This is a genomic window from Pseudomonas sp. UBA7530 (assembly GCF_002479365.1).
Taxonomy (GTDB): domain Bacteria; phylum Pseudomonadota; class Gammaproteobacteria; order Pseudomonadales; family Pseudomonadaceae; genus Aquipseudomonas.
The window spans coordinates 177,822-191,799 of sequence record NZ_DLMS01000013.1 but is presented as its reverse complement, the minus strand read 5'-3'; the positions used below and the strand labels follow the sequence as shown (position 1 = coordinate 191,799).

11 protein-coding genes are annotated in these 13,978 nt (G+C 63.5%); 2 read left to right on the top strand and 9 right to left on the bottom strand.

The window, feature by feature from the left end; translation table 11 throughout:
* Positions 1–310: 310 nt before the first annotated feature.
* Together B2U07_RS21375 and B2U07_RS21370 are read left to right on the top strand one after the other, a co-directional pair.
* Positions 311–1,555: an OprD family porin gene (locus B2U07_RS21375; protein WP_275546187.1), complete on the top strand. Its 1,245-nt coding sequence runs from the start codon at positions 311–313 to the stop codon at positions 1,553–1,555.
* Between the two features lie 107 nt (positions 1,556–1,662).
* A complete protein-coding gene (locus B2U07_RS21370) occupies positions 1,663–1,935 on the top strand; it encodes a Rho-binding antiterminator (RefSeq protein ID WP_197856695.1) in 273 nt (90 codons plus the stop codon).
* 57 nt (positions 1,936–1,992) lie between these two features.
* On the opposite strand, the gene B2U07_RS21365 is transcribed toward B2U07_RS21370, so the two are convergent.
* From B2U07_RS21365 to B2U07_RS21325, 9 genes are all read right to left on the bottom strand, one after another.
* Complete coding sequence (locus B2U07_RS21365; RefSeq protein WP_275546188.1) at positions 1,993–2,532, bottom strand: DUF2058 domain-containing protein; 540 nt, start codon at positions 2,530–2,532, stop codon at positions 1,993–1,995.
* Positions 2,533–2,715: 183 nt separating this feature from the next.
* On the bottom strand, positions 2,716–3,534 hold the full coding sequence (mazG, locus tag B2U07_RS21360) for a nucleoside triphosphate pyrophosphohydrolase (protein WP_275546189.1): 819 nt from the start codon (positions 3,532–3,534) through the stop codon (positions 2,716–2,718).
* Between the two features lie 73 nt (positions 3,535–3,607).
* Entirely contained in the window at positions 3,608–5,851 is a 2,244-nt protein-coding gene (relA, locus tag B2U07_RS21355) for a GTP diphosphokinase (protein WP_197856698.1), read from the bottom strand.
* A gap of 132 nt (positions 5,852–5,983) precedes the next feature.
* Positions 5,984–7,342, bottom strand: a complete 1,359-nt coding sequence (gene rlmD / locus B2U07_RS21350; protein WP_275546190.1) for a 23S rRNA (uracil(1939)-C(5))-methyltransferase RlmD — start codon at positions 7,340–7,342, stop codon at positions 5,984–5,986.
* Positions 7,342–8,247, bottom strand: a complete 906-nt coding sequence (gene cysM / locus B2U07_RS21345; protein ID WP_197856700.1) for a cysteine synthase CysM — start codon at positions 8,245–8,247, stop codon at positions 7,342–7,344. The genes rlmD and cysM overlap by 1 nt, the downstream gene beginning before the upstream one ends.
* A gap of 159 nt (positions 8,248–8,406) precedes the next feature.
* Positions 8,407–9,369, bottom strand: coding sequence for a siderophore ABC transporter substrate-binding protein (locus tag B2U07_RS21340; RefSeq protein WP_275546191.1), 963 nt, complete (start codon positions 9,367–9,369; stop codon positions 8,407–8,409).
* A 108-nt stretch (positions 9,370–9,477) separates the two neighbouring features.
* Entirely contained in the window at positions 9,478–11,562 is a 2,085-nt protein-coding gene (locus B2U07_RS21335) for a TonB-dependent receptor domain-containing protein (protein WP_275546192.1), read from the bottom strand.
* Between the two features lie 330 nt (positions 11,563–11,892).
* Positions 11,893–13,230 carry a sensor histidine kinase gene (locus tag B2U07_RS21330; protein WP_275546193.1) on the bottom strand — a complete coding sequence of 446 codons (1,338 nt, stop codon included), beginning with the start codon at positions 13,228–13,230 and terminating at the stop codon, positions 11,893–11,895.
* Positions 13,227–13,937, bottom strand: a complete 711-nt coding sequence (locus B2U07_RS21325; protein ID WP_275546194.1) for a response regulator transcription factor — start codon at positions 13,935–13,937, stop codon at positions 13,227–13,229. Before B2U07_RS21325 ends, B2U07_RS21330 begins: the two co-directional genes overlap by 4 nt.
* Between the last annotated feature and the right edge of the window lie 41 nt (positions 13,938–13,978).

Sequence of the window (13,978 nt, the reverse complement as noted above, 5' to 3'; positions counted from 1 at the left end):
ACCCGAATAGGTTATCTGCCGAACTTAACGGCCGAAAGAAGACTAGCTTTAACCTTTATCGACCAACGGCTGCCGTTTTTTCTCAGTCTCATTGGCCGCGAGCGCTTATTTTTCCGATCGATGGCCACCAGCCGATAACCCCCAAAGCCACGTCCTAGAGCGTAGGTCTGCCAGGCCACGGCTTCGCTTGCAAACGCGCCAGACTAAAGTCTTACAGTCGACTCGCAATCCAGATGCTTTATTTCATCGCGCCGTAACTGGCCGGTCACATTGTGGCCAGCCTGCTAATAACAACGAGGAGACAACAATAATGAGCAAGACTCCCCTCGCCCGCGCCGTGGCCCTCGCCACGCTGGGCGCCAGCCTGACCCTGCCAACCCTGGCACAGGCTGATTTCATTGGCGACAGCAAAGCCACTCTGGAACTGCGCAACTTCTATATGAATCGCGATCTGCGCGACCCGGGCGTCGCCCAGTCCAAGCGCGAGGAATGGGCGCAGGGCTTCATTTTCAAGGCCGAGTCCGGCTTTACCGAAGGCACCGTGGGTTTTGGTCTGGATGCCTATGCCGGCCTGGGGTTGAAACTCGACTCCTCGGACGAGCGCGCCGGTACCAACCTGCTGCCCAATGGTTTCGGCAACGAAGGGCCTGACGAGTACTCCGAAGCCACCGGCGCGGTCAAGGTGCGCCTGTCCAAGACCGTGGGCAAAGTCGGCGGCTTGATGCCCAAGCTGCCGGTCGTCTCCTCAGGCGACTCGCGCCTGCTGCCGCAAGTATTCAACGGCGGCATGATCACCTCGCAGGAAATCGACGGCTTGACGCTCAACGGCGGCCAACTGCGCGAAGTGAATTTCCGCAATTCCACCAATAGCCAGGACATCACCGCCACCAACGTCGGCGGCGAGAGCGATCGCTACAATTTCGCCGGCGGCGACTACAAGTTCAACGGCGGCAACACCACCGTCGGCCTGTGGTACGGCGAGCTGGAAGACATCTACGATCAGAAACTGTACAACCTGATCCATGTACAGCCGATCGGCGACTGGAAACTGGGCGCCAACCTGGCTTATTTCGACTCCCAGGACAACGGTCGCAAACTCGGCGGCAATCTCGATAACGATCTCACCTCGGTCAACCTCTGGGCCGGCATTGGCGCGCACACCTTCCGCGTGGGCTATCAGAAGGTCGGTGGCGACAATGCCTTCCCCTTCCTGGCCGAAACCGACCCCTACATCGTCAACTACCTGCAGATTCTCGACTTCACCCGCAAGGACGAGAAATCCTGGCAGGCACGTTATGACGTCAACTTCGCCAGCTATGGCATCCCAGGCCTGACGGCTTTCGTACGCTACGTCACCGGCGACGGCTTCGATGGCGTAGGTGGCGCCAGCGGCAAGGAATGGGAACGCGACGTCGATATCAGCTACATCATCCAGGAAGGCCCACTGAAGAACCTGGGTGTGCGCTGGCGTAACGCAATGGTGCGCTCAAATGCGAGCATCGGCGACCTGGACGAAAACCGTCTGATCGTCAGCTACACCATCCCGCTGATGTAAGCTCCACGCCGAAAATAAAGCGCCGCAACACCGGTACCGGGTTGCGGCGTTTTTTGTCTATCCGAAAAACAGTCGGCTAGGCTCTAACGATCTCGGAGGATAACTCGATGGACGACTACCAACCCCTGGCCTGCGACCTCTACGACTATCTCGAGATCGCCTGCATGCACCGCTATCAACTGGATATCGAACTGGTCGACGGTTCCCACCTGCAGGGCCAGGCCCTGTCCACGGAAACCACGGCGAGCAAGGAGGAGTTTCTTTTGGTGCACACGAGCGATGGCCAACAGCGCCTGCGCATGGATCGCCTGCTGGCGATCACCCCACAGGACGCCGGCGCCAGCTTCGGCCGGGTGCTATTGGGCGGCAAGCGCTGCTGAGCGCGACGCACCACGATCAGTTGCGGTGCATGCAGCGCAGCGCTCAGTAACGCAGCGTCACCACATCAGGTCGTCAGGGATCTGATAGGCCGCGTAAGGATCGTCGGCATCCGGCTCTTCGACATGGGTATTGAGCAGGACGATGCGCGAGGCATCGCGTTCCTGGATCTTCAACGCCGCCTCGCGCGGAATAATTTCATAACCGCCACCATGGCGAACGATGGCCAGCCAGCCGTTGGACAGCTTGTTGCGCACCATGGTGTTGACCGGCAGGCGCTTGACCTTCTTGTCGTCGACGAAGTTGTAGTAGTCCTCGCCATCGAGCTTGGGCAGGCGCGAACGCTCGATCAGTTGCTTGATCTGCGCCATACGGGCTTTCTGCTCGGCCTTTTCCTGCTGCTGGCGGTTCAGTTCCTGGTCGCGTGCAGCCTTCTCGGCCTGGGCCTGCAGCGCCGCCTGGCGCGCGCTGTCGTCCAGTTCGGCCTGCCCCTTGTGCGCCAGACGCTTCTGCTTCTGCTGCTGTTTGCCAACCTGCTTGGCCTGTTTTTCGTTGACCAGGCCGGCTTTGAGCAGCTGGTCGCGCAGGGAAAGACCCATGACTAAAGATCCCGAACATGATGTTGTTGCGGCAGCCACGCAGATTCGCGCTGCCAGTCCAAGGCGCCCAGCATAAGGGCTAAGGCGCAGCGGCTCCAGCCCGAATCGGGGCACGATGCGGCCCTCGTAGCCCGGATGAAATTCGGGAGCGACTAGCCAGCCATTTCCCGGATTTCATCCGGGCTACATCTTCTCCTGCTTCTTCGCCTCGCCCCAGAGGGCGTCAAGCTCCTCCAGCGAGCAGCTGTCCAGGCTGCGCCCGGCCTCACGCACGCCTTGCTCGATGAAGCGAAAACGTCGTTCGAACTTGCCATTGGCTGCGCGCAGCGCGGCTTCCGGGTCGACTTTCAGGTGCCGCGCCAGGTTGGTCACCACGAACAGCAGATCGCCAATTTCCTCGGCCACCGCCTCGGCATCGTTCTCGCTCATGGCTTCGAGCACTTCGTCCAACTCTTCGCGCACCTTGTCCACCACCGGCAGCGCCTCAGGCCAGTCGAAGCCGACCTGGGCTGCGCGCTTTTGCAACTTGGCGGCGCGCGAAAGCGCCGGCAGTGCGCTGGGTACATCGTCTAGCAGGGACAGCTGCTCAGGGACCGCGGCCTTGTCGGCGCGCTCCTGCGCCTTGAGTTCTTCCCAGCGCTGCTTGACCGCGGCCTCCTCCAGCTTTGCCGCATCCGGTGCGCCGTACAGATCACCGTCGGGAAATACGTGCGGGTGGCGGCGGATCAGCTTGGCGGTGATGCCGTCGACCACCTTGGCGAAGTCGAAGCGCCCCTCCTCGCGGGCCAGTTGGCTGTAATAGACCACTTGGAACAGCAGGTCCCCCAGCTCGCCGGGCAGGTGATCGAAATCGCCGCGTTCGATGGCATCGGCGACTTCGTAAGCCTCCTCCAGGGTGTAGGGCACGATGCTCGCGTAGCTCTGCTTGAGGTCCCACGGGCAGCCGTGTTGCGGATCGCGCAGGCGTGCCATCAGGTGCAGCAGGTCATCGAGTTGGTACATGGAACTCCTTGGAGAGGTAGGGAATGCCTCGTCACACGCCCCGGATTGCATCCGGGCTACGATTGCTTGCCGTTCAACTGACGCGGTGGCGACGCGCCTCGATGATATTGGGCAACTGGCCGATACGCGCCAGCAGACGGCCGAGCGCATCGAGGCCGGGAATCTCCACGGTGATCGACATGGAGGCGGTGTTGTCCTCCTTGTCAGAACGCGTATTGACCGCCAGCACGTTGAGCTTCTCATTGAGCAGCACCTGGGTGACGTCACGCAGCAGGCCGGAACGGTCGTAGGCCTTGATGACGATCTCCACCGGGTAGGTCTGCACCGGCACCGGCCCCCAGCTCACCTGGATCATCCGCTCCGGCTCGCGCGCGGTCTGCTGCAGTGCCGTGGGGCAATCCTGACGGTGAATGGTGACGCCCCGACCAAGGGTGATGTAACCGACGATAGGGTCGCCCGGCAGCGGCTGGCAGCAGCCGGCCATCTGCGTCAGCAGGTTGCCGACGCCCTGGATCTGGATATCGCCACGTTTGCCCGGCTTGAAGCCCTGCGCCTTGCGCGGGATCAACTCGAGCTGCTCGTTGCCGCGCTCCGGCTCGACCAGTTGCTGCGCCAGGTTGACCGCATGGGCCAGGCGCACGTCGCCAGCGCCCAGGGCCGCGAACAGGTCTTCGGCAGTCTTCAGGTTGGCCTTCTCGGCCAGCTTGTCGAAGTCAGCACCCACCAGAGCCATGCGCGCCAGCTCGCGCTCGAGCAGCTGTTTGCCGGCGGCGACGTTCTGGTCGCGATCCTGCAGCTTGAACCAGTGGACGATCTTGGCCCGCGCGCGGCTGGTGGTGACGTAGCCCAGGTTGGGGTTGAGCCAGTCGCGGCTTGGCGAGCCCTGCTTGCTGGTGATGATCTCCACCTGCTCGCCGGTCTGCAGGCTGTAGGTCAGCGGTACGATACGCCCGTTGATCTTGGCGCCACGGCAGTTGTGGCCGATCTCGGTGTGCACGCGGTAGGCGAAATCCAGCGGCGTCGCGCCTTTGGGCAAGTCGATGGCGTGGCCGTCGGGGGTGAAGACGTAGACCCGGTCGGGCTCGATATCGACGCGCAGCTGCTCGGCCAGGCCGCCGATATCGCCCAGTTCCTCGTGCCACTCGATGACCTGGCGCAGCCAGGAAATCTTTTCTTCGTAGTGGTTGGAGCCGGATTTGACGTCGGTGCCCTTGTAGCGCCAGTGCGCACAGACGCCCAGCTCGGCCTCTTCGTGCATGGCGTGGGTGCGGATCTGCACTTCCAGCACCTTGCCTTCCGGGCCGAGCACGGCGGTGTGCAGCGAGCGGTAGCCGTTCTCCTTGGGGTTGGCGATGTAGTCGTCGAACTCCTTGGGAATGTGCCGCCACAGGGTGTGCACGATACCCAGGGTGGTGTAGCAGTCGCGCACCTCCGGCACCAGCACACGCACCGCGCGTACGTCGTAGATCTGGCTGAACTGCAGGCCCTTGCGCTGCATCTTGCGCCAGATCGAATAGATGTGTTTCGCCCGGCCGCTGATGTCGGCCTTGATGCCGGTGGCTTCCAGCTCCTGGCGCAAATGGTCCATGGCGTCGTTGATGTACTGCTCGCGGTCCAGGCGACGCTCGTGCAGCAGCTTGGCGATCTGCTTGTACTGCTCCGGCTCCAGGTAGCGGAAGGACAGGTCCTCCAGCTCCCACTTGATATGGCCGATGCCAAGGCGGTGGGCCAGCGGCGCATAAATGTCGAACACCTCGCGCGCGACGCGCTGGCGCTTCTCTTCGTCGGCTTCCTTGACCGCGCGGATGGCACAGGTGCGCTCGGCCAGCTTGATCAGTGCCACACGCACGTCGTCGACCATGGCCACGAGCATCTTGCGCAGGTTCTCCACCTGCGTCTGCGAGCCGACCACTACCGACTCGCGCGGGTTGATACTGGCGCTGATCGCCGCCATGCGCAGCACGCCTTCGATCAGCTTGGCCACCACCGGGCCGAAACGCTGGTGCACCGCGGCCAGGGTGATCTTGCCCTCGCGTACGCCGCGATAAATGATCGCCGCAACCAGCGAATCCTGATCGAGCTTGAGATCGGCGAGAATTTCCGCGATGTCGAGGCCGGCGCGGAATGTCGACGCGCCCTCGCTCCAGTGATGCTCGGTGGTGTTGGCCTGCTGCTCCAGATCGCGGGCGAATTCACAGGCCTCGTGCAGGGCCTGACGATCCAACGCCGGATCGACGCGGGTGACATGATCCAACCAGGCCTCGAGGTTGATGCTGCCGTCATCGTTGATCGGCTGATGCGCTCTCACCTGAACCATCGTCTTACCTTCCCTACGGTGCGTATAGATCACACCGAGCAGTCGCCGGCCTTCTCTGAGCCGGTCGGATTAACTGAAAGGATGCGCATCCTGCACACCCCTGCGGTACCGAACGTACCGCTTTGCCCAGACCTAAGCCTCGGGTTTCTCGAACAGTGCCATCGCCTCGACATGCGCCGTTTGCGCGAACATGTCGAGAATCCCGGCACGGCGCAGGCGATAGCCCTGCTGCGCCAACTCGGCGGCGTCGCGCGCCAGCGTGGTCGGGTTGCAGGATACATAGACCAGACGCCGCGCGCCCAGCTCACCCATCCCACGTACCACCTCCAGCGCCCCGTCGCGCGGCGGGTCGAGCAGCACCGCAGCGAAACCACCACGCGCCCAGGCCTCATTGGCCAGCGGGTTGGACAGGTCGGCACGATAAAAGTGCGCATTGCCCAAACCATTGTTTCGCGCGTTGGCTGCCGCGCGCTGAACCATCGCCTCGACGCCTTCCACGGCCACCACTTCAGCCGCCTGACGGGCCAACGGCAGGGCGAAGTTGCCCAGGCCGCAGAACAGATCCAGCACCCGCTCGCCAGGCTGCACTGCCAACCAGTCTAGCGCCTGAGCGACCATGGCCTCGTTGACCAGACCATTGACCTGTACGAAATCACCCGGACGGTAGGCCAGTTGCAGTTGCCAGCGCTGCAACTCGAAGCCCAACTCGGCGGACGGATCGTCCGGCTCGGGCTGGCCTTCGCCCTGCAGCCACAGCTGCGCGCGGTGCTCAAGGCAGAACATGCGCAGGCGGTTCAGATCAGCCTCTATCAGCGCGATGGTGTGGCGCAGCAGCAACGCTTCGGCCGTGCCGCTGAATAGCTCGACGTGGCCAACTGCCTGTGGTTTTTCCAGGCTGCGCAGCAACGCCGGCAAGGCGTTAAAAATAGGCTGCAAGGGCTGTACCAGCACAGGGCACTCATCGATGGCGACGATGTCCTGGCTGGCTTCAGCACGGAAGCCAACCTGCAGCTGGCGCGCCTTGGCATCCCAGCGCACGGCGACGCGCGCACGGCGGCGGTAACCCAGCTCTGGGCCCGTCAACGGCGCTGCCCACTCGTCTGGTTGGATACCGCCCAGACGGGACAGCTGCTCGGCCAGCGTGCGCTGTTTCAGGGCAAGCTGCTCGGCATGCGGCATGTGCTGGAGGTTGCAACCGCCGCAGCGGTCGGCATGAATGCAAGGCGCCTCTCGGCGCTCGCTACTGGCGGTAATGATGCGTTCGGCGCGCGCTTCGATGGTTTGGCTGCGGGCGCTGAGCACCCGCGCCTCGACCTGCTCACCGGCCAGGGCGCCGCTGACGAACCAGGTGCGCCCGCCTTCGAAGGCGATACCGCGGCCGTCGCCGGCCAGACGCTCAATGGCGAGCTTCTGCTTCTTGCCGACCGGAACCTGCGCCGCGCGACTGCCGCCGCTGGGCTGAAAGCGCAGGTTGGAGCTGCGTCTGGCCATCAGTGCGCCGGTTCTTGGTAAATGCCGGTGGACAGGTAGCGGTCGCCGCGGTCGCAGATGATCGCCACCAGCACCGCGTTTTCCACCTGCTGCGACAGGCGCAGCATGCCGGCCACCGAGCCGCCGGAGGACACGCCGCAGAAGATGCCCTCTTCCCGTGCCAGACGACGCATGACGTGCTCGGCCTCAGCCTGGCCCATGTCCATCACCTGGTCGACCCGTTCGGCCTGATAGATCTTCGGCAGATATTCCTCGGGCCAGCGGCGGATGCCGGGAATGGCCGAGCCTTCCTGCGGCTGCAGGCCGACGATCTGGATCGCCGGGTTCTGCTCCTTGAGATAGCGCGAGGTGCCCATGATGGTACCGGTGGTGCCCATGGAACTAATGAAATGGGTGATGGTGCCGCCGGTCTGGCGCCAGATCTCCGGGCCGGTACCGCTGTAGTGCGCCTCGGGGTTGTCGCCGTTGGCGAACTGGTCGAGCACCTTGCCGCGGCCTTCGGCCTGCAGTTTTTCGGCCAGATCGCGCGCACCTTCCATGCCCTCCTCCTTGCTGACCAGGATCAGCTCGGCGCCATAGGCGGTCATCGCCCACTTGCGCTCGGCGGTGGAGTTGTCCGGCATGATCAGGATCATCTTGTAACCCTTGATCGCCGCGGCCATGGCCAGGGCGATGCCGGTGTTGCCGCTGGTCGCCTCGATCAGGGTATCGCCGGGCACGATGGCACCACGCAGTTCGGCGCGATCGATCATCGACAACGCCGGGCGGTCCTTGACCGAACCGGCCGGGTTGTTGCCTTCCAGCTTGACCAGCAGGGTGTTGCTGGTGTCGCCGCCCAGGCGTTGCAGGCGTACCAGGGGGGTATTGCCAATGCAGTCGGCAATGGTAGGAAATTGCAGGGTCATGGGTCGCTCGAATCCAGACTGACGCGAAGGGGCGTCATGATACGCCGAACCCAGGGCTTCATCACGCCATGATCGGTTTCAGGGCGTGATCGGACCTTAGCCCGGCTGCAGTTGGCAGTGACCGAGCACTGCCAACCGCAGTCGAGTAAAGCCACGTCCTTATTGCACGGCGGCAAAATCCTTCAGGGTGTTCATCAGCCCCTGGTAGCCACCAGTGGCGATGTACCAGGTAGCCGGCTCGAGATAGAACACCTTGTCCTGCTGCCAGGCCGTGCTGGCCGCGACACCTGCATGTTTGCCCAGGGTTTCGGCGCCCTTGCCTTCACCACCGGTGGCCGCACCACGGTCGAGCACCACCAGCCGCTGCGGCTGCTCTTTCAACGCTGCATCCAGACGCACCTTCTGCCGCTCACGCAATTGCCTGGCCTCGGGCGAATCCGGCGCTGGGCGCCCCTGCGCGACGCTCGCCGGGTCGACCGCCTCGACCACCGGACGAGTACCCAGCACTTCGTTGAGCATGCCGAATCGCTCGCCCGGCGCGTGCAGCATCAGCGCATCGTTGATGGTGAACAGGGTCAGAGAGCTCTGGCCGGCAGTCTTGGCATGAACCGCAGCCAGTTCCTTGCCCAGTTGCGCCTCGAGCTGCGCAGCCTGCTCCTGCTTGTCGAATATCTCGCCCAGCACCTTTATATTGCTCCGCACACCCGCCAGGAACTGGTCCGGCGCGATGCTCAGGTCGATGGTCGGCGCCAGCGCCGAGAGCGTCTCGAACTGATTGCTGGAGCGGCCGCCAATGATGATCAGGTCAGGTTTGAGCGCTTCCAGCGCGGCCTGGTTCGGCTCGAACAGGGTGCCGATGTTGACGGTCTCGCGCCCGGCGTATTGCGCTTTCAGGTAAGCCGGCCCGGCCATCTGCGGCACGCCGGCGGCAGCGATGCCCAGGGCGTCGAGCGTGTCGAGCACGCCCAGATCGAATACGGCGACGCGCTTGGGCGCCTCGTCCAGCGTCAGGCTGCCCTGGCCATGTTCAATGGCCAGCGGGTAGGCGGCGTGGGCCGATACGGCGCACATCAGCGCGCCAAGGTGCAGCAGGTTCGTCAGGGTACGCTTGAATAGCGTCATATCGCTTTCCTCGTTTTTCTCGATGGGGGTCATGTCCGACGCCGTGCCAGCGCCGGAAACGAGTTGCAAAAGGCCGCCAGCATCGGCGACCTGGCCAATGCGCAGGGGTCAGAAGCTCTGGGTCACACCGAACACGTAGCGCCTGCCGTCGAGGTTGTAGGCGTAGTCATCGTCGGTGGTGACTTCCTTGTTGGTGACGTTGTAAACGCCGAACTTCAGGCTGAGATCCCGGGTTGGCCGGTACACCAGGCCGACGTCGGCGAAGGTGTAGGACGGGTAGGTCACGCCGTTGCTGGAGGCACCGCTGGTGCCGGTCTGCCAGCGCCCGGACGTCTCGCCCCGGTAGTTGACCTGGGTCCAGAGGTTCAGCTTCTCCGTCGCCTGCCAGTCCAGCGACACGTTGAACATGTGCTTGGCCATGTCGTTGAGCGGCTCGCCCTTGTACTGGCCGGACTTCTGCTCCGTGCTGGTGTAGGTGTAGCTGTGGCGGTACATCAGGTTGTCGAGAAGCTGGTAATCCAGGGTGAACTCGACGCCCCGGAGCTCGGCCTTGTCCACGTTCTCGTAGGCGGTGTAGCCGAACTGGTGTGCCGGGTAGTTGGTGCCGTTGTAGACGCAGGGCACGTTCGGCTCGCAGATTCGGCCAGTGCGGTTGATCTTGTCCTTGTAGTCGGTCTGGTAGACGGTCAACGTGGTGTTGAGGCCCAGATCGAAGTTCTCGTAACCGATGCCGAGCTCGCGGTTGAGGCTGGTTTCCGGCGTGAGATCGGGGTTGCCGATGATCACGCCGCCGCGGGAGGTGGAGCCGAAATCGGTTGCGGCCTGACGCAGGCTCGGCGCCTTGTAGCCGGACGTCACGCCACCCTTGAGGGTGAAGTTGTCGTTGATTCGGTAGACCGCATACGCCTTGGGGCTGAACTCGCTGCCGTAGGCCTGGTTGTCGTCGAAGCGGCCGCTGAGAGTCAGGGTCAGGTCGTCGGTCAGGCTCCAGTTGTCCTCCAGAAACAGGGAGTTCTGGTAGCGGTCCATCTCCACAACGGCGTTGGCATCGGCCACCACGGGCTCGCGCAAACCACTGCTGGCGCCGTCCTCCAGTTTCTCGTACTTGTGGGTCAGGCCGCCGGTCAGAGCGTGCGAGCCAATGAAGTAGGTCGCCTGGGTGTTGGCGGTCAGCACGCCGTATTCGATGCCGTTGCCGGTGGTCGCGTTGAGGCGACTGAGGTTTTCCGAGTGGTCGTAGTTGATGTAGCTGTCGGTGAGCAGGTTGTCGTAGCGGCCTTCATGGGTGAGCGCATAGGTCCGCTGGATGGAGTCGGCGAAGCTCGGCTCATCGGCCTGCGGCAGGCTCCTGCCGGGATTGGCCCAGCGCCGCTGGCGCCCCTCGTTGTAGTACAGGGTGACGAGGTTCTGCTCATTGATGTTCCAGCCCAGCTTGCCGCCGGCGTTGCTTCTTCTGTAGCGCGGGTCGGTGGCGCCGCTGTCGTCCAGGCCGGCAAGGTGGCTTTCGTCCTGATTCAGAAAGGAGCCGTTGAGCTGCAGGGAGAGCACGTCACGGATCAGCGGCGCATTGAGGTACGCGCTGGTCTGGTAGCCGTCCTCGTTGACCTTGTTGGCGCTGTCGGCCAGCGAATATTCGCCGGTGATACTGCCGCTGAACTCGTTGCGGACCTTCTTGGTGATGATGTTGACCACCCCGCCCATGGCGTCGGAGCCATACAGCGAGGACGCCGGGCCGCGGATGACTTCGATGCGCTCGATGGCCTCGATGGGCGGCAGGAAGTTGATCGGCGTACCGTTCTGGGTACCGTTCAGGCCGAAGGCATCGTTGCCCTGCATCGGCCTTCCGTCGATCAGAAACAGCGTGTAGCCGGACGTCATGCCGCGGATCTGGATCGAGCGCTCCACCCCGCCACCGGCAATCTGCACCCCGGCCACATTCTTCAGTGCATCGGTCACATCGGTGTAGGAGCGCTTCTTCAACTCCTCGGCAGAGATGACGGTGATGGCGGCAGGCGCATCCTTGACGCTTTGCTCGAAGCCCGTGGCGGTGACGACTACCGCTCCGAGTTCCAGTTGCTCGGCCTTTTCCTCGGCTACCGCCGAACAGGCCAACGAGGCCAGCGTGACGGCCAGCAAAGTTTTCTCGAATCGAGGTCGAGACGAGGCAACGAGACGTCGCGTGTTGAGTGACATGTAGTGGCTCCCAGTGATCGAGGTGAGTCGAGTTGTCGGCTGGGTCGCCAGCAGCCTTCCGAACAGGAACTCGAATCCCTGCACGCCCCCGGACACAGGCTGGGCTGGCAGACCCGTGCGAACCAGCAACGCAGGCGTCACCACGACAAGCGGCAACAGCCAGCGGCGATGACCGCAACCAAACGAAAGGGGCCTGACAAAGCCACGGACGGCCAGATGCACCATCGGGAGCGAGCGCACCTGAAAAAGGGAACGCCACTATTTGCCGGCCCTTTCGGGTCAGGCGCAAATAGTAAGAATTTACATTTGAGAGTAAATCTAATTTACGAACTATACACTTTGCAGGCAGAGCTTGAGCCGCAGACCGGGCCGGGCATTCTCTGCCCACAGGCGCCCGCCCTGGGTGGCGATCATGCTGCGTGCGATGGCCAACCCAAGGCCGAAGCCATCCCCACCCGGACGGGCAGCACTGAGGCGGGTAAAGGGTCGGAAGATGGTCTCCAGCTCGCCTTCGGCGACACCCGCCCCCTGGTCCTCGATCCATAGCAACCACTGGTCATCTTCGCGCCGCCCAGCCAGGCGCACCACCCCGCCTTCCGGCGAGTGGCGAATGGCATTACGCAGGATGTTTTCCAGCGCCTGCGCCAGGCCATTGAGATTGCCCAGCACCCGGCAATCGGCCGGCAGCTCGCAGGGCATGCGCTCGATCGGCCAGCCCGTCTCGAAGCCGGCGTTCTCCCGCAGCACGTCCCAGAGCCTGACGATGTCCACTTCCTCGAGCGGCAAGCTGGGCCGCTCGGTATCCAGCCAGACCAGCTCCAGCGCATCACCGACCAGCTTTTCCATTTCCGCCACCTCACGCGCCAGGCGTTGGCGTAGGGCCTCGATGTCCTGCTCACTCTCCCCGGCCACGCGCAGGCGGGCCAGCGGCGTGCGCAGTTCGTGGGACAGGTCGCGCAGCAGCTGACGCTGGAACGCCACGGTGCGATCCAGCCGCTCGGCCATATGATCGAAGGTGCGCGCCAGTTCACCCAGCTCATCCTTGCGTCGCGTCACTTGCGGCCCGAGCCGGGCGGACAGGTCGCCTGCGCTGAGTGCAGTAGCCTGACGCCTGAGGATCGCCAGCGGCGCAATCAGCAGGCGGTACAGCAGCAGCGCCACGACCACCGCCAGGATCGCCGGCAGTACGCGCTGCAGTAGCAACTCCCATAGCTCGTTGTACCTTCGCGGGTTCAGGCGCTGCGGCAACTCCATTACCAGGCGGGCATCGCTGTCGGCGAAGGGGATATAGAAGGTCGGCGTACCACCCGGTCGCCCCACGGGAAACTCCAGCCTGCGGACGAAATCCAGGCGCTGCGCCTGCTCGCCGGTCAAGGGCTGCGAGGACAGCGAATCCTTGTGCGCGTCGACCACCACGGCCCAGATCTGTTCGCGCGCCTGCAGCTTCTGGAGAAACTCATCGACGCCAGGCGCACCCTGCTCACGCCAGCTGGTTTCCGCCTCCTGGGCATAGCCCTTGAGCGTCTTGCGGGTCGACTCGGACAGGTAGGACGTCGCATCGATCAGCTCGCGCCCGACATCCACATGCAGGCTGACCAGCAGCAGGCAGAACAGTGCCAGCGCACCAGCCAGGCGCCACAGCAGCGAGTGCTTCCCTGGCAGACTCATGCGCCGGCCTGCGCCAGGATGTATCCCTTGCCCCACACGGTATCGACGCGCGTGGCCTCGTGACCGACAGCCTGCAGCTTGCGGCGGATATGACTGACGTGCATGTCCAGGCTGCGATCGTGCTGGGCGTAGGCGCGGCGTAGCGCCTGCTGATAAAGGAAGGGTTTGCTCAGGGCCTCGTCCTTGTGCCGCCAAAGCAGCTCCAGTACGCGGTATTCGCTGGGCGTCAGGCCAACCCAGTTGCCACGGAAGGCGACGTCGCTACGCCCTTCGTCGAACTGCAAGCCACTGCCCTCGGTGCTCGGCTGCGGCTCGCGACGCTCATAGGCGACACGCCGCAGAATGGCCTCCACCCGCACGCTAAGTTCGCCCAGACTGAAGGGTTTGGGTAGATAGTCGTCGGCGCCCTGACTGAAACCGGCGATGCGATTCTGCTCATCGCCCAGCGCCGACATCAGCAACACCGGCACGCTGCGCTGCCGACGCAGGCGCTGCAACACTTCGAGACCGTTGGTGCCGGGTAGCAGAATATCCATCAGGATCAGGTCGAAATCCTCGTTTTCGGCCAACTGCAGGCCTTCGCTGCCGTCATGGCTGAGCGTCACATCGAAGCCGCAGCCCATGAGGTGGGACTGCAGATGGCTGGCAAGCAGGGGATCGTCCTCGACCGCAAGGATTCGAGCCGAGGCAGGAGTGGAGGTCATCATGGCGAAAAACCGAACAGGCAGAATGAGAACAATTCTACCTA